This window comes from Cellulomonas shaoxiangyii (genome assembly GCF_004798685.1).
GTDB classification, from domain to species: Bacteria; Actinomycetota; Actinomycetes; order Actinomycetales; family Cellulomonadaceae; genus Cellulomonas; species Cellulomonas shaoxiangyii.
On sequence record NZ_CP039291.1, the window covers coordinates 517763 to 533900 of the forward strand.

Below are 16138 nucleotides of genomic sequence, written 5' to 3' on the forward strand. Positions count from 1 at the left end.
GGGGGCGCCTCGTGTGACGGCGGACCGGTGCGACCGGCGGACGGGCGGCGTGCCCGGCGGGGGCGGTGTCCTCTGGCCGACGCGAGGGACTCAGAGCGTCATGCCGGTGCGTAGCGACCTGGTGTGCTCGGCGAGGCCCGGATGTCCGCGCCGTGGCCATCCGGGCAGGAGGGGGTTGTCGGAGTAGGTCGCGAGCAGGTTGTCGTCGACGCCCTCCCAGCGCGCGAGCAGCTCGGCACGGTGCGAAGGCGTGAGGACTGTCATCGCGTCGTCGGCGAGCAGCACCGTCGAAGCGACGACGGCGGTCGTGCGGTCCTGGTTCCACGCGTCGGTCAGGATGCGCTGGCCGCGCTCCCCGCCGTACAAGCGGTCCTCCACCGTCGACGAGGTGAGGTACCAGTAGGACGCGCAGGCCAGGTCGCCGGCGTCCTTGTACTCCCCGTACCTGCTCCGGGCGGCCCAGGAGGCCAGCTTGAGCGCCGTGTAGCCGGGGACGGTCGGCAGACGGATCGCCAGGTGGCCCTCCTGCCGGTGCAGCACGTCGCGGCACAGCGCGCCCACGAGCATGAGGTGGCCGGCGACCTGAGGGGCGCGCTCGATCACGTCGGCCACGACGGGGGTGACGACGTCACGCAGGGTCGGGTCAGCGGGCGTGGCGGTCAAGGATCTCCTCGCGGACGGGGCGGGCTGCGAAGCGGTGCCGCGGATCGTCCGTCACGAGGAGGTCTGCGAGGCGCAGAGGCAGCAGTGCGTCGTACACGTCGGGCGCCCGGGGCGGCTCGGACCAGAACTTCCGGCGCACGACGATGTTGGGCCGGTCGCCGCGCGGGCTCCAGCGCGAGGCGACGACCGCGTGCATGTCGAGATGCTCGACGTAGAGGGTCGCGTCGCTGCCCCGGAGCTCGTCGGACGCCGCCTCCCCGGACCGGTACACCGACTGGCCCCTGGTGAGCCACGCCCCCAGCTCGGGCTCACCGCTGAAGCGGCCCAGCTCGAGCCTCGGGCCGAGCCCGTTGCCGAAGGTGCCTGCCCACTGGTCGAGCAGCTCGTCCACCCGGTTCAGGCCCTCCCTGCCGTGGCGCAGAAATCGGCGCGCCTCCAGGTCCGAGAGCACCTGCTGCGCGATGCCGACGGAGACGCCCGACCTCTCGGCCAGGGTCCGCACGCTCGCGGAGACGAGACCCGGCTGGTCGAGCAGGAGGCAGACGACCTGCGCGCGGCGGGGGCTCATCGGGTTCTGGACGACGAGATGGCCCGCCGTGGCGGAACGGCGGACCGGCCCCGGGGTCTGCGTGGTGCGGTCGCGGACGTCGACGAGCACGCCCGGTGCACGGACGTAGATGCGGCCGCTCGGGTCCGCGTACCAGTCGCCGCGCGTGCGTGCGACCGTGGCGCGCGCCGGAGACATGCGGTCGGCGAGCAGGAGTCGACCGCCCTGCGGCGAGTCGTCCCGCGGTCCGCGACGCTCGGTCAGCTGCCAGGGGCGCTCGAGGCGTATGTCGTCGATGCTCAGGACAGCGACGTCGCCCTCGAGCTCCAGCCCGATGCCGTGCCTGCGAAGGGCGGCACGGATGGCCGCCAGTCGCTCGTCCACGCCGTCGCGCTCGTCGCCCGACCCGGTTCCCGGCACGTGATGAACGTACATCAATGATGTACGTTCATCAATGCTGAACACGCTGATCAGCCCAGCGTCGCGGCCACCACGAGCAGGACCGGCACGCACAGCAGCGTCGTGACGAGCCCCGCGTCGCGCGCGAGCGCCTCGCCGTGGCGGTACTGCATCGCGTAGACGAGCACGTTCTGGGCGGTCGGCAGCGCCGCCATCGCCGTCACGGCGAGCAGCGCGCTGCCCGACAGCCCGAGCGCGGTGCCGAGGGCCCAGGCGAGCGCGGGCTGCACGACGCTGCGCAGCGCGACGGCGAGGGCCAGGTCGGCGCGCGGCGCGCTCGCGCCGGACGTGCGGGGGACGGCCAGCTGCATGCCGAAGGTCAGCAGCGCGAGCGGGGCCGCGGCCGCGCCGACCAGGCGGAACGGCTCGAAGACGACCTCGGGCAGGTCCCACGGGAGGGCCGCGAGGACGACCCCGGCGAGCGTGCCCAGGATGATCGGGTTGGTCAGCGTGCGGCGCACGACCGCGCGCACGCGCACGGCCCACGGCACGACCGCGGCGACGTCGGCCGCCCCGCGCCCGTCTGCCGCGGCCGGCCCGCCGGCCACGGCCTCGTCCGCGCGGCGCCGGGCCGCCGCGGCGCCGTCGAGGACGGTGAAGGCGGCGGGCGCGAGGACGAGGAGCTGGAAGAGCAGCGTCGGCACGACGACCACCGGGTCGTCGAGCAGGTACACCGCGAGCGGCAGGCCGATGTTCCCGGCGTTGACGTAGGAGGAGGCGAGCGTGCCGACCGTGACGTCGGCGGCGCCGCGGCGCAGCACGAGCCGCAGCACGAGCGCGGCGGCGAGGGCGACGAGCGCGGTGGACGCCCACGTGACCGCGGCGGTGCGGGACAGCAGCAGGCGCAGGTCGGCGTGGGCGAGGGTGCCGAGCAGCAGGGCGGGGGTCGCGACGGCGAAGACCACCCGCGCGAGCACGGGTGCGGCGCGCTCGCCCAGCACGCGGTACCGGCCGAGCAGCCAGCCGACCGCGACGACCGCGCCCATCGTGCCGAGGGCGGTGAGGACGGCGCCCATCAGCGCGCGCTCCCGGCCGGTCGTCCCACGGGGAGGATCCTGCCACGGCCTCCGCAGGACGGAAAGCGCTTGCCTCGCCCGCGTGCGGCATGGCACGATCGCCGTGCCGCCGACGACGGCGGGCCCGGCCGTGCGCCCCGCGCACCCGGGGCGCGTGCTCGCACGAGGGAAGGCAACGATGCCCGCAGTCGCACTGGTCACCGGAGGCAACCGCGGGATCGGCCTCGGCATCAGCCGCCGGCTCGTCGCCGACGGGTTCGCCGTCTCGATCCTCGCGACGCGCGAGGAGCCCACCGACGTCCTCGACGAGCTCCGCGAGACCGCGGGCGACCCGGCGCTCGTCCGGTACGTGCGCGGGTCCGTCGCCGACCTCGACGACCACCGCCGCTACGTCGGCGACGCCGTCGACGCGTGGGGCCGCCTCGACCTGCTCGTCAACAACGCCGGCGTCGCGCCCAGCGTGCGTGCCGACCTGCTCGACGCGACGGCCGAGTCGTTCGACCGCGTCCTCGGCATCAACCTGCGGGGCCTGTACTTCCTCACCCAGGAGTTCGCGCGCCGCGTCATCGAGCTGCGCGGCCCGCTCGACGCGCTGCCCGAGCCCCCGGCCGGTCCGGTCGCGACGGTCGTCAACGTCTCGTCCATCTCCGCGACGACCGTCTCGACCAACCGCGGCGACTACTGCATCTCCAAGGCCGGCGTCGGCATGGCCACCCAGCTGTGGGCGGCCCGGCTCGGTCCCGAGGGCGTCGTCGTGTACGAGGTGCGCCCGGGGGTCATCGCCACCGACATGACCGCCGGCGTGACCGGGAAGTACGACGCCCTCATCGCCGAGGGCCTCGCGCCCGTCAACCGCTGGGGCCGCCCGGCCGACGTCGCGGGGGCCGTGGCGATCCTCGCGTCGGGCCAGACGCCGTACTCGACGGGCGAGGTCTTCCACGTCGACGGTGGCATGCACATCCCGGTCCTCTGACCGCCCGACCCGAGACGAGAGCACCGATGAGCACCCCCGGCACCGGGCCCGCGCGCCCCGCCCCCCGGCACCACGAGCCCGAGACCCTCCGCATCGCCGGCCACGACGTCCCGGTCGTCACCGCGACGACCGTGGTCGTCGGCACCGGGTCGGCCGGGTACTGCGCCGCCGCGCGCCTGGTCCAGTTCGGCCACGACGACGTCGTGATGGTCGCGGACAAGATCGGCGCCGGCGCCTCGCGCAACGCCGGGTCCGACAAGCAGACGTACTACAAGCTCACGCTCTCCGGCGGCGACGGCGACTCGGTGCGCGAGATGGCCGAGACGCTGTTCAGCGGCGGCGCGATGGACGGCGACAACGCGCTCGCCGAGGCCGCGCTGTCCGCGCGCGGGTTCCTGCACCTGGTCGATCTCGGCGTGCCGTTCCCGCAGAACCGGTACGGCGAGTTCATCGGCTACAAGACCGACCACGACCCCCGCCGCCGGGCCACGTCCGTCGGCCCGTACACGAGCCGGTCGATGGTCGAGCACCTCGAGGCGAAGGTGCAGCGCGACGGCACGCGCGTGCTCGACGAGTGCCGCGTCGTGGACGTCGTCACGACCACCGGCCCCGACGGCACGCGCCGGGTCGCCGGCCTGCTCGTGCTGCGCACCGACGTCCCGCACGACGGTGACGCCAGCCCGTGGCTGCTGTTCCGCTGCTCGAACCTCGTCTACGCCACCGGCGGCCCGGCCGGCATGTACGCCACGCGCGTCTTCCCCCACGGCCAGTGGGGCGCGTCGGGCGCCGCCTACCGGGCGGGCGTGCACGGCAAGAACCTCACCGAGTGGCAGTTCGGGCTCGCGTCCACGAAGCCCCGGTGGAACGTGTCGGGCACGTACATGCAGGTCGTCCCGCGGTTCGTCTCGACCGACCAGGACGGCGGCGACGAGCGCGAGTTCCTCACCGAGGCGATCGGCGACTACGGGCGCCTCATGTCCCTGGTCTTCCTCAAGGGCTACCAGTGGCCGTTCGACATCCGGAAGGCGCGCGACGGGTCGTCGCTGGTCGACCTGCTCGTCTACCGCGAGACCGTGCTGCGCGGGCGACGGGTGTTCCTGGACTTCCGCCGCAACCCGGTGCAGGAGGAGTTCGACCCGTCGGCCCTCAGCCCGGAGGCGTACGCCTACCTCGAGCAGGCGGGCGTGCTGTTCGGCACCCCGATCGAGCGGCTGCGCCGCATGAACGAGCCCGCCTACCAGTTCTACCTGGACAAGAACCCGTACGTGGACCTCGAGAAGGACCTGCTCGAGGTCGACGTGTGCGCGCAGCACAACAACGGCGGCCTCGTCGTCGACGCGTGGTGGCAGTCGAACGTCACCGGGTTCTTCCCCGTCGGCGAGGCCGGCGGCGCGCACGGCGTGTACCGGCCGGGCGGGGCGGCGCTCAACAGCGGGCAGGTCGGCGCGACGCGGGCCGCCCAGTTCATCGCCGCGCGCCGCGACGAGGAGCCGCTGCCCGTGGCGGAGTTCGCGCAGGCCGCCGCGCCGGTGCTGGGCGCGGCGCTCGACCTGACGGCCGCCGCGACCGCCCGGGCGGCGTCCGGCGTCCCGGACAACACCGGCGACCTGCTGACCGACGTCCAGGAGCTGATGAGCGCGAAGGCGGGGCCGGTGCGCTCCGCGGCGTCGATCCAGGAGGCCCTCGCACAGGTGCACGACTGGCTGACCCGCTACGACGACCTCGTGACCGCGGACGGCACGTCGCGCCGCTCGGTCAACCGCACGTTCCTGGTCCGCGACATCCTCACCAGCGCCTACGTGTACCTGTCCGCGATGGCGGACTACGTCGCGCACGGCGGGCGCTCACGCGGGTCGGTGCTCTACTCCGACGCGTCCGGCGGGCTGCCGCGCGCCGGGTACGGGCCCGGTGCCGAGACCGAGCTCGACCTGCCCGACGTCTTCCGGTTCGCCCTCGACGGCGGCGTGCTCGACGACGTGGTGCAGGAGACGGCGTGGCTCGCGCCCGGCGAGGCTCCTCCCGGCGAGGCCCCGCCCGGCGACGACGACGGACCCGGGTGGGCCCCGGTCGTCGTCCGCGACGTGGCCGACCCCGCCGGCACGCCCGTCTTCCGGTGGCGCCCGCGCCGCCCGATCCCCGCGGACGACGACTTCTTCGAGAACGTGTGGCGCGAGTTCCGTGCGCACGGCAACGTCCACTGAGGCCGTCGTCCCGCTGCCCGACGCACGCGTCGAGGTGCGCGGGGCGGCGTGGTTCGAGCCGACGGCCGACGGCGTCCTGCCGCACCGGCTGCCGGCGTGGACGCGCGCGCAGTTCCCCGACGCGTTCGTCGCGATGTGCGACGAGCAGCCCGCGGGCGTCCGGCTGCGGCTGCGGACCGCCGCGCGCCGGCTCACGCTGCACGTGCGGACGTGGCGCGTCGCGACGCTCCCGCACGCCGAGCCCGCCCCTCCCGAGCGGTTCGAGGTGGTCGTCGACGGGCGCGTCGCCGGGTCCGCGGTGTGCACCGCCGCCGGCGTCCTGACGTTCGACCCCGGCACGGCGACCACGGCGGCCGGGCCGGCGCCGGTGGGCGCGGTGGCGTTCACGCTGCCCGACGGCGCGGGCACCCCCGCCGACGTCGAGGTGTGGCTGCCCTACCGCGAGCGGGTCGCGCTCGTCGCCGTCGTGGCCGACGCGCCCGTCCTGCCGCCCGCCGCCGTCGACGCCCCCCGCTGGGTGCACCACGGGTCCTCGATCAGCCAGGGCGCGAACGCCGACGTGCCGACCGGGACGTGGCCCGTCGTCGCCGCCCGCACGGCGGGGCTCGACCTGGTCAACCTCGGCCTGTCCGGCAACGCGGTGCTCGACCCGTTCGTCGCGCGTGCGATCCGGGACCAGCCCGCCGACGTGGTCTCCGTGAAGCTGGGCATCAACGTGGTGAACCACGACGCGATGCGCCGGCGCGCGTTCGGGCCCGCCGTGCACGGGTTCCTCGACACGGTCCGCGAGGGGCACCCGACGACGCCGCTGGTCGTGGTCTCGCCGGTGCTGTGCCCGCTGGTCGAGGACGTGCCCGGGCCGACGTCCATCGACCCGGACGCGCCCGACGTGCGGTTCCGGACCGCGGGCCGGGCGTCCGAGGTCGCCGAGGGCAAGCTGTCGCTGCGGGTGGTGCGCGAGGTGCTGGCGGCCGTCGTGGCCGCGCGGCGGGACGCGGGCGACGCCGCCCTCGCCTACGTCGACGGACGCACCCTGTACGGCGACGCCGACGCAGCCGAGCTCCCGACGGCGGACCTGCTGCACCCCGACGCGGCCGCGCAGCGCCGCATGGGCGAGCGCTTCGCGGCGGTCCTGCGCGCGCTCTGAGGCCCCGGCGCGCGGCGCGGCCGGCCCCGCACGCGGGCCCCGGACGCGACCGAGCGCGGGCGACGTGGTCGCCCGCGCTCGGTCGGGTGGGTCAGATGCCGGCGCCCTCGAGCGACGCGGTCAGGCCGCCCTCCTGCTGCACGACGAGGCACTGCACCACGTCGTCGCCCTGCTCGAAGCTCAGCTCGGTGGGCACGAGGTAGGAGTAGTACAGCGACGACTCCTCGAAGCTCTTGCCGATGAAGGTGGTGAACTGCTCCAGGCAGTACGCCTCGGCGATCTCCTCGACCGTGGGGAGCTGGTCCTCGGTGATGGTCGTCTCCGCGTAGATCTCGGAGTCGTGCGGCTCGTCGCACGGGACCGTCGGCAGGGAGGTGATCTCGGTGGAGCCCTCGTCCTGCATGTAGTTCAGGCAGTCGCCGATCTGGAGCGTGAAGACGTCCGCCTGCGCGGATGCCGTCACCTCACCACCCGGCTCGGCGCGCGGGGCGGGGGGCGGGGTCTCGGAGCAGCCGGCCAGGGCGGCGGCGGCGGCGAGGAGGGCGACGGGGAGCAGGGCACTGCGGCGGTTCGGGTTCACCAGTGAAGTCAACCCGACGCCGGCCGGTTCCGTCGGACGCGGGATTCGTGCGCCGCGGGCAAACCTGGACGTTTCCTGTGTGCCGTCGGTCACAGCCCGGACGCGCGCCCCGGCCGTGGCCGCCCGCGCCCCTCAGAGGTGCGGCAGGACGTGCCGGACGTGCCGCTCGGCCATCGTCGCGAGGGTGCGGTCGGCGGGCGTCGCCCACACGTCCTCGTGGAAGATCTCGACCTCCACGTCGCCCGTGTAGCCCGCGTCCCGCACCCACCGCGTGACCGTCGCGAAGTCGACGTACCCGTCGCCCACGTGGCCGCGGGAGTTCAGCGGCTCGGCCGCCAGCGGCAGCACCCAGTCGCACACCTGGTAGGACGCGATGCGGCCCTCGGCGCCCGCGCGGGCGACCTGCCGCGCCAGGTCCGGGTCCCACCACACGTGGTAGGTGTCGACGACGACGCCGACGACGTCCGGGTCGAACGGCGCCGCCAGGTCGAGGGCCTGGCCGAGCGTGGAGAGGACCGCGCGGTCGGCGGCGAACATGGGGTGCAGCGGCTCGAGCGCGAGCCGCACGCCGTGCTCGGCCGCGTAGGGCGCGAGCTCGGCGATGCGGTCCGCGACGCGCCGGCGCGTCGCGACGAGGTCGCGCGCGGGGTCCGCGGCGCCGGGGTCGGCCGACGGGTACGGACGCGCGCCCGCACCCGGAGCCGGGCACGCCGGCAGCCCGCCGACGACCATGATCAGCTCGTGCGTCCCGAGGGCCGCCGCCTCGCGGACCGCGAGCCGGTTGTCCTCGAGCGCGGCGCCCGCCGCGTCCGGGTCGGGCGTCGTGAGGAACCCGCCCCGGCACAGCGACGACACGCGCAGCCCGTGGTCCGCGACGACGCGGGCGGCCTGGTCGGCGCCGACCTCCTGCACGCGGTCGCGCCACACGCCGATCGCGGACAGTCCGGCCGCCGCGGCCGCGGCGGCCGCCTCGGCGAGCGTCAGGTGCTTGGTCGTCGCGGTGTTCAGCGACAGCCGCGCGAGGTCCGCGCGCCGCCCGTGCGCGGCCTGCGCGACGGGGGCCACCGCGACGGCGCGCGTGCTCACAGGGCGATCTCGGGCACGTCGAGGCGCCGGCCCTCGGCGGACGAGCGCAGGCCCAGCTCGGCGAGCTGCACGCCGCGCGCCGCCGACAGCAGGTCGAAGCGGTGGGGGCGGCCCAGCGCGACGTCGGCGAGGAACTCCTCCCACTGCGCCTTGAACCCGTTGTCGAGCTCGGCGTTCGCGGGGATGTCGATCCACTGGTCCCGGAACCGCTCGGTGGTCGGCAGGTCGGGGTTCCACACCGGCTTCGGCGTGGCCGAGCGGGGCTGCGCGACGCAGTGGAACAGGCCGGCCACGGCCGAGCCCTCCGTGCCGTCGACCTGGAACTCGACGAGCTCGTCCCGGTGCACCCGCACGGCCCACGACGAGTTGATCTGCGCGACCACGGGGTCGCCGCCCGGCGTCTCGAGCTGGAAGATCCCGTACGCCGCGTCGTCGGCGGTCGCCTCGTAGGCGTTGCCCTGCTCGTCCCAGCGCGTCGGGATGTGCGTCGCGGTCTGCGACGAGACCGTGCGCACGGTGCCGACGACACCCTCGAGCACGTAGTTCCAGTGGCAGTACATGTCGACGGTCATCCCGCCGCCGTCGGCCGTCCGGTAGTTCCAGGACGGGCGCTGCGCGCTCTGCACGTCGCCCTCCCACACCCAGTACCCGAACTCGCCGCGCAGCGACAGGATCCGGCCGAAGAAGCCCTCGTCCACGAGCCGGCGCAGCTTCACGAGCCCGGGCAGGTAGAGCTTGTCGTGCACGACGCCCGCCGTGACGCCGGTCGTCTCGCGCAGGCGGGCGAGCTCGACCGCCTCGGCCAGCGTCTCGGCCGTCGGCTTCTCGGTGTAGACGTGCTTGCCGGCCTTCATCGCCTCGGTGAGCGTGGCCGCGCGCAGGCTGGTCATCGACGCGTCGAAGACGATGTCGGTCGCCGGGTCGTGGATCGCGGCCTGCAGGTCGGTGGTCCAGTGCTCGACGCCGTGCTTCTCCGCGAGCTCGCGGACCTTGTCGGCGTTGCGGCCGACGAGGACGGGCTCGACCTGCACGCGCGTGCCGTCCGGCAGGGTGATGCCGCCCTGGTCGCGGATCGGCAGGATCGAGCGGACGAGGTGCTGGCGGTAGCCCATGCGGCCGGTGACGCCGTTCATGGCGATGCGCAGCGTGCGGGTGGTCATCGGGTCTCCCTGTGGTCGGGGCCGGCACCGTCGCCCGCCCGAGGAATGCGCTTTCCGGATGGTACCGGAGCGATGCCGCCCCGCGTCAAGGCCGGGCGGCTCCCGGAGGGCCCTGGCGTCAGCGGCGCAGGGTGCGCAGGGCCGCGACGGCGGCGGCCCGGAACCCGGGCGACGCGGCCACGTCCGCCGGCACCACCTGCCGCAGGGCCAGCACGCCGTCCACCGCCTCCTGCGGCGACCCGGCCGCGGCCCGCGCCAGCACCGGCGCGAGCGGGTCGTCGAGCGCGACCGTCCGGCCCGCGACCACGAGGTCGCCCGCCGCCGCCGCGCGCACGTACGCGACCCAGGCGGCGAACGCCGTCGCCGCGGCGTGCGGCACCGCCCCCGCCGCGAGCCGGTCCGCGACCGTGCCCAGCAGGCGCACGGGCAGCTTCTGCGACCCGTCCATCGCGACCTGCACCGTCGTGTGCCCGGTGGCGGGGTTGGCGAACCGGTGCAGCACCTCGTCGCGGTACGCCGCGAGGTCCGCGCCGTCCGGCGCGACCAGCGTCGGCAGGACGTCCTCGTCGATGAGCGCCCGGGCGACGGCCGCCAGGTCGGGGTCCGCGACGGCCTCGGCGATCGTCGCGTGCCCGCGCAGCGCGCCGAGGTACGCGAGGGTCGAGTGCGTCGCGTTGAGCACGCGCAGCTTGGCGCGCTCGTACGGCGCGACGTCGCCCGTGAGCGTCGCCCCCGCGCGCTCCCACGCCGGGCGCGGCCCCGCGAAGTCGTCCTCGACGACCCACTGGAAGAACGGCTCCCCGACGACGAGCCCCTCGTCGCGCAGCCCGAGCAGCCGCTCCACCTCGGCGTGGTGCGCGTCGGTCGTCGCGGGCACGATCCGGTCGACCATCGTCGACGGGAACCGCACGTCCTGCTCGACCCACGCGCGCACGGCGTCCGACCCCGGGACGGCGGCCAGCGCGTCCGCGACGAGCCCGGCGAGCACGGTCCCGTTGTCGGTCAGGTTGTCGCAGCACACCACCGTGAGCGGCGCGCCCGACGACGCGTGCCGCCGCACGAGCCCGCGCACGAGCATCCCCACGGGCGTCCGCGCGGGCCCGTCGACGGGTGCCGACAGCTCCCGGGCCGCGTCGGCGAGGTCCGCCGCCACCTCGTCCGCCGTCACGTCGAGGCCGCCGCCCGCCGCCCGGCGGTAGCCTTTCTCGGTCACGGTCAGCGTGACGACGTGCGTGGTCGGCGCCGCGAGCGCGGCGAGCACGCGGGCGGTGTCGCGGCCGGGGAACGCGACGTCCCGCACGGACCCCACGAGCCGCAGCGACGTCGCGTCGGCGCCCGCGGTCAGCACGCCGTACAGGCCGTCCTGCGGCACGAGCTGCTCGGCGACGCGCGGGCTGCGCTGCGTCACGCCGAGGACGCCCCAGCCCGTCTCGCCGGTCGCCGCCGCGGCGTCCTCCGTGCAGACCACCTGGTGCGCGCGCGTGAACGCGCCGAGCCCCAGGTGCACCTGCCCGACCGTGAGCGCGGCGGGGTCGACGGCCGGGCCGCGCACCGCGTCGGGGAGGGGGTGGGCGGCGCGCTCGCGCCAGGCCGGCAGGGACAGCCGGGGGTTCGTCATCGAAGGGCTCCGGTGGTGGGGGGGTGGTCTGTCGGGTCAGGCGGGTGCGGCGGGCGGTGGTGCGGTGGGCGGCGGCGCGGTGGACGCGCGCACGACCAGCTCGACGGGCAGCGCCACGCGTGCCGGCTCGTCGCCGCGCGGCGGGTCGAGGAGCAGGTCGACGGCCGTGCGCCCGAGCCGGGCGAGCGGCGCGGCCACGGTCGTGAGCGCGGGCGTCACCAGGGTCGCGACGGGCGCGTCGTCGAACCCGACGACCGAGACGTCGTCCGGGACGCGCACCCCGCGCGTGCGCAGGCGGTCGAGCAGCCCGAGCGCCATGAGGTCGTTGTGCGCGAGCACGGCCGTGGCCCCCGCGGCGAGCGCGAGGTCGGCCGCGGCGACGCCGCCGGCGAACACGGGTGCGTGCGCGCCGAGGTCGACGACGTCGAGCCCCGGCAGCCGCGGGCCCGGGTCGTCGGCGAGCCCCTCGCGCCGGCGCGCGTCGGACCACGACCCCGGCGGCCCGCCGGCGTACGCGATGCGGCGGTGCCCGAGCGCGTGCAGGTGGCGCACCGCCTGCCGCACGCCGTCGCGGTTGTCGATGACGACGGACGGCAGCCCGGCGGCCTCGCGGTTGACGAGCAGCAGGGGCCCGCCGTCGGCGGCGACGTCCGCGAGGTCGTCGGGCGACATGCGGGGCGAGCACAGCAGGACGCCGTCGGCCTGCGCGCCGAGGTGGGAGACCAGCTCCGCCTCGAGCAGGGGGTCCTCCTCGGCGTCGGCGACGACCACGGCGTGCCCGGCCGCGCGGGCGCGCGCCTGCACGGCCTTCGCCACGGCCGAGAAGAACGGGTTCTCGAGGTCCGGCACGACCAGGCAGAGGTGCCCGGAGCGGCCGGTGATGAGCTCGCGCGCGGCGCGGTTGGGCCGGTACCCGAGCTCGCGGGCGACGCGCCGGACGAGCTCGCGACGCTCGGGCGCGACGAGGTCGGGTGCGCTGAGCGCCCGGGACGCGGTCGCGGGGGAGACGCCGGCGGCGCGCGCGACGTCGCGCAAGGTGACGGCCATCCGTCCTCCTCGTCCGACGGGCCGGGTGGTGCCGGGCGGACGGGCGTCCGCGATGAAAGCGATTTCAGCACGCCCTACCGACCCTCCGCAACGACGTGGTCAGCGCTTGCGCCGATCCGGCGACCCCTGGCATGGTCGGACTGCAAACGCATTCATCGTCGGATGCGCCGCCCGCCGGGTGTGCCGTGGCACGCGGCCGGGCCAGCGGCGGCGGGCGCGCAGGGGCGCCCGCCGCCCACGACGTCCGGGAGGACCCATGAGCGACACCGCAGCACGCTGGACGCTGCACCCCGACCGAGCGCTGCCGGCCGACCCCGTGACCCGGGGCCTCGCCCGGCAGGTGCTCGAGGCGACGCGGGACCTGCCGATCGTGTCCATGCACGGCCACGTCGACGCGGGCGTGCTCGCGCGCGACGAGCCGTTCGGCGACCCGGCGTCGCTGCTCGTCGTCCCGGACCACTACCTCGTGCGCATGCTCGTCTCGCAGGGCGTCCCGCACGACGCGCTCGGCGTCCCGCGCCGGGACGGGCAGCCGGTCGAGACCGACCCGCGCGCGATCTGGCGGACGTTCGCCGCGCACTGGCACCTGTTCCGCGGCACGCCGACGCGGTTCTGGCTCGAGCACCAGCTGGTGGAGGTCCTCGGCGTCACGCAGAAGCTCTCCGCGGAGACGGCCGACGCGGCGTACGACACGATCGCCGAGCGCCTCGCCGACCCGGCGTTCCGCCCGCTGGCGCTGCTGGACGGCCTCGGCATCGAGATCATCGCCACGACCGACGCCGCCACCGCGACGCTCGCGGACCACGCGGACCTCGCCGCGCGCGGCTGGGGCGAGCGGGTCGTGCCGACGTTCCGTCCCGACGCCCTGCTGCACGTGGACCGGCCGGGCTGGCGGGACGACGTCGCGCTCCTCGGCGAGCGTGCCGGCGTCGAGATCGGGTCGTACGGCGACTACGTGCGGGCGCTGGAGGCCCGCCGGTGGGCGTTCGTCGAGGCGGGGGCCCGCGCCACGGACCACGGCCACCTGCGCGCCGACACGACGCCGCTCGACCCCGCCGACGCGCAGGCCGTGTTCGCGGCGGCGCTGCGCGGCGAGGTCACGGCCGGCGAGGCCCAGGCGTTCAGCGCGCACATGCTCTTCGAGATGGCCCGCATGTCGACGCAGGACGGGCTCGTCATGCAGCTGCACCCGGGTGCGCTGCGCGACCACGACCCGCGCGTGGCGCTCGAGCGCGGCCCGGACGTCGGCTACGACATCCCCGTCGCGACGGAGTACGTGCGCTCGCTCGCGCCGCTGCTGGAGGCCTTCGGGCACCACCCGGACCTGCGCCTGATCCTGTTCACGCTCGACGAGGACACGTTCAGCCGCGAGCTCGCGCCGCTCGCGGGCGTGTACCCGGCCGTGCGCCTCGGTGCGCCGTGGTGGTTCCTCGACAGCCCGGACGGCATGCGCCGGTACCGGGAGGCCGTCACGGACACGGCCGGCTTCTACAACACCACCGGGTTCGTCGACGACACCCGCGCGTTCCTGTCGATCCCGGCGCGACACGACCTGGCTCGCCGGATCGACGCGGGCTACCTGGCGCGACTCGTCGCGGAGCACCGGCTGGACCTCGACGAGGCCGTGCAGACGGCCGTGGACCTCGCGTACCGCCTGCCGCGGGCGGCGTACCCTCCCGTCGCAGCAAGCGTTTTCCCCAGCAGTTCCGACCCCGCCGCAGCCCCTCAGGAGGTCCACCCGTGACCGGCACCGTCAGCGCCCCCGCCACCGACGCGGGCCCCACCGTCCTGGAGCGCCTCGCCGCGCACCGCCTCGTCCCCGTCGTCGTCCTGGACGACGCGAAGGACGCGGACGGCCTCGGCAGCGCCCTCGTCGCCGGCGGCCTGCCCGTCGCCGAGGTCACGTTCCGCACCGCCGCGGCCGCGGACGCGATCCGCGCGCTGCGCGACCGCGGCGACGTGCTCGTCGGGGCCGGCACGGTCCTGACGCCCGACCAGGTCGACGCGGCCGTCGCGGCCGGCGCCGACTACGTCGTCTCGCCCGGCACCAGCCGCGCGGTCGTCGAGCGCTGCGCCGAGCACGGTGTCCTCGCGCTGCCCGGCGCCGTCACCGCGACGGAGGTGCAGGCCGCGCTCGAGCTCGGCGTGACCACGGTGAAGTTCTTCCCCGCCGGCACGTCCGGCGGGTCGAAGGCGATCGCCGCGCTCGCCGCGCCCTTCGGCGGCGTGCGCTTCGTCCCGACCGGCGGCATCGGCCCGGCGAACCTCGACGAGTACCTCGCGCTGGGGTGCGTCGCGGCCGTCGGCGGCTCGTGGATGGTCCCGCGCGACCTCGTCCGCGCCGGCGACCTGGAAGCGGTGCGCAACCTCGTCGCCGACGCCGTCGCGCTGGCCACCGACCTGCGCCCCGCCGTCTGACCGGCGTCCCGCGCCGCCCCCCGTTCCCCCCGACGCCTCAGGAGCCGACCATGCCCGACGTGACGATCCGCCCCGCCGCCGAGACCCGCTACGACGCGGTGAGCCTCGGCGAGGTCATGCTGCGCCTCGACCCGGGGGAGGGGCGCATCCGCACGACGCGCACCTTCCGCGCGTGGGAGGGCGGCGGCGAGTACAACGTGGCGCGTGGTCTGCGCCGCGCGTTCGGGCTGCGCGCCGCGATCGTGACCGCGCTCGCGGACAACGAGGTCGGGCGGCTGGTCGAGGACCTCGTGCTCCAGGGCGGGCTCGACACGTCGTTCGTCCGGTGGGTGCCGTACGACGGCGTGGGCCGCGCGGTGCGCAACGGCCTCAACTTCACCGAGCGCGGCTTCGGTGTGCGCGGCGCCGTGGGCGTGTCCGACCGCGGGCACACCGCGGCGTCGCAGCTCGCGCCCGGCGACGTCGACTGGGAGCACCTGTTCGGCGAGCTCGGGGTGCGCTGGTTCCACACGGGCGGCATCTTCGCGGCGCTGTCGGACTCCGCGGCGGAGACCGTCATCGAGGCCGTCACGGTCGCGCACCGGCACGGCACGGTCGTCTCCTACGACCTCAACTACCGGCCGTCGCTGTGGAAGGCCGTGGGCGGGCAGGCGCGCGCGCAGGAGGTCAACCGGGAGATCGCCCCGCACATCGACGTAATGATCGGCAACGAGGAGGACTTCACCGCCTCGCTCGGGTTCGAGGTCGAGGGCGTCGACGAGAACCTGTCCGACCTCGAGGTGGACCAGTTCGCCGCGATGATCGAGAAGGTCGCCGCGGCGTACCCGAACTTCCAGGTCATCGCGACGACCATGCGCACGGTCCGCAGCGCGACGGTCAACGACTGGGGCGCCCTGGCGTGGTCGCGCGCGTCGGGACTGGTGCAGGCCACGCACCGCCCGGGCCTGGAGATCCTCGACCGCGTCGGCGGCGGCGACTCGTTCGCGTCCGGCCTCGCCTTCGGCCTGCTCGACGGCCAGGACCTGCAGACCGCCGTCGAGTACGGCGCGGCGCACGGCGCGCTGGCCATGACGACGCCGGGGGACACGACCATGGCGACGAAGGCGGAGGTGCTCAAGCTCGCCGGTGGCGGCAGCGCCCGCGTCGACCGCTGAGCCGTCCGCTGGGCCGTCCGCGGTGCGGGGCCGTCCGGGTGCAGGCCGTCTCGCCGTCGCGCGCGTCCC

14 protein-coding genes are annotated in these 16138 nt (G+C 75.7%); 6 read left to right on the forward strand and 8 right to left on the reverse strand.

Going from position 1 to position 16138, the window contains the following annotated elements; translation table 11 throughout:
* Positions 1–90: 90 nt before the first annotated feature.
* From E5225_RS02350 to E5225_RS02360, 3 genes are read right to left on the reverse strand one after another with little or no spacing between them, the layout of a single operon-like run.
* Positions 91–663 carry a hypothetical protein gene (locus tag E5225_RS02350; RefSeq protein WP_135975315.1) on the reverse strand — a complete coding sequence of 191 codons (573 nt, stop codon included), beginning with the start codon at positions 661–663 and terminating at the stop codon, positions 91–93.
* Entirely contained in the window at positions 644–1675 is a 1032-nt protein-coding gene (locus E5225_RS02355; RefSeq protein ID WP_136225283.1) for a type IV toxin-antitoxin system AbiEi family antitoxin, read from the reverse strand. The genes E5225_RS02350 and E5225_RS02355 overlap by 20 nt, the downstream gene beginning before the upstream one ends.
* 5 nt (positions 1676–1680) lie before the next feature.
* The gene (locus tag E5225_RS02360) at positions 1681–2685 is read right to left on the reverse strand and encodes an AEC family transporter (protein WP_136225285.1); all 1005 of its coding nucleotides are present in this window, start codon (positions 2683–2685) and stop codon (positions 1681–1683) included.
* A 178-nt stretch (positions 2686–2863) separates the two neighbouring features.
* On the opposite strand from E5225_RS02360, the gene E5225_RS02365 reads away from it, so the two are divergent.
* From E5225_RS02365 to E5225_RS02375, 3 genes are read left to right on the forward strand one after another with little or no spacing between them, the layout of a single operon-like run.
* Positions 2864–3658, forward strand: coding sequence for a 3-ketoacyl-ACP reductase (locus E5225_RS02365; protein WP_135974175.1), 795 nt, complete (start codon positions 2864–2866; stop codon positions 3656–3658).
* 26 nt (positions 3659–3684) lie between these two features.
* Positions 3685–5859: an FAD-binding protein gene (locus E5225_RS02370; RefSeq protein WP_135974174.1), complete on the forward strand. Its 2175-nt coding sequence runs from the start codon at positions 3685–3687 to the stop codon at positions 5857–5859.
* A complete protein-coding gene (locus E5225_RS02375; RefSeq protein ID WP_208012574.1) occupies positions 5837–7006 on the forward strand; it encodes an SGNH/GDSL hydrolase family protein in 1170 nt (389 codons plus the stop codon). Before E5225_RS02370 ends, E5225_RS02375 begins: the two co-directional genes overlap by 23 nt.
* Positions 7007–7097: 91 nt before the next feature.
* On the opposite strand, the gene E5225_RS02380 is transcribed toward E5225_RS02375, so the two are convergent.
* The 5 genes from E5225_RS02380 to E5225_RS02400 form a co-directional block, all read right to left on the reverse strand.
* Positions 7098–7586, reverse strand: a complete 489-nt coding sequence (locus tag E5225_RS02380; RefSeq protein ID WP_135974173.1) for a septum formation family protein — start codon at positions 7584–7586, stop codon at positions 7098–7100.
* Between the two features lie 132 nt (positions 7587–7718).
* A complete protein-coding gene (locus E5225_RS02385) occupies positions 7719–8672 on the reverse strand; it encodes a sugar phosphate isomerase/epimerase family protein (RefSeq protein ID WP_208012573.1) in 954 nt (317 codons plus the stop codon).
* Positions 8669–9832, reverse strand: coding sequence for a Gfo/Idh/MocA family protein (locus tag E5225_RS02390; RefSeq protein WP_135974172.1), 1164 nt, complete (start codon positions 9830–9832; stop codon positions 8669–8671). Before E5225_RS02390 ends, E5225_RS02385 begins: the two co-directional genes overlap by 4 nt.
* 118 nt (positions 9833–9950) lie before the next feature.
* Positions 9951–11450 carry a mannitol dehydrogenase family protein gene (locus E5225_RS02395; RefSeq protein WP_135974171.1) on the reverse strand — a complete coding sequence of 500 codons (1500 nt, stop codon included), beginning with the start codon at positions 11448–11450 and terminating at the stop codon, positions 9951–9953.
* Positions 11451–11486: 36 nt separating this feature from the next.
* The gene (locus tag E5225_RS02400) at positions 11487–12497 is read right to left on the reverse strand and encodes a LacI family DNA-binding transcriptional regulator (protein ID WP_135974170.1); all 1011 of its coding nucleotides are present in this window, start codon (positions 12495–12497) and stop codon (positions 11487–11489) included.
* A 256-nt stretch (positions 12498–12753) separates the two neighbouring features.
* Between E5225_RS02400 and uxaC the strand changes: the two genes are divergently transcribed.
* From uxaC to E5225_RS02415, 3 genes are read left to right on the forward strand one after another with little or no spacing between them, the layout of a single operon-like run.
* On the forward strand, positions 12754–14241 hold the full coding sequence (uxaC, locus tag E5225_RS02405; RefSeq protein ID WP_135974169.1) for a glucuronate isomerase: 1488 nt from the start codon (positions 12754–12756) through the stop codon (positions 14239–14241).
* Positions 14238–14915, forward strand: coding sequence for a bifunctional 4-hydroxy-2-oxoglutarate aldolase/2-dehydro-3-deoxy-phosphogluconate aldolase (eda, locus tag E5225_RS02410; RefSeq protein WP_135974168.1), 678 nt, complete (start codon positions 14238–14240; stop codon positions 14913–14915). The genes uxaC and eda overlap by 4 nt, the downstream gene beginning before the upstream one ends.
* A gap of 50 nt (positions 14916–14965) precedes the next feature.
* The gene (locus tag E5225_RS02415) at positions 14966–16069 is read left to right on the forward strand and encodes a sugar kinase (protein ID WP_135974167.1); all 1104 of its coding nucleotides are present in this window, start codon (positions 14966–14968) and stop codon (positions 16067–16069) included.
* Positions 16070–16138: the final 69 nt, after the last annotated feature.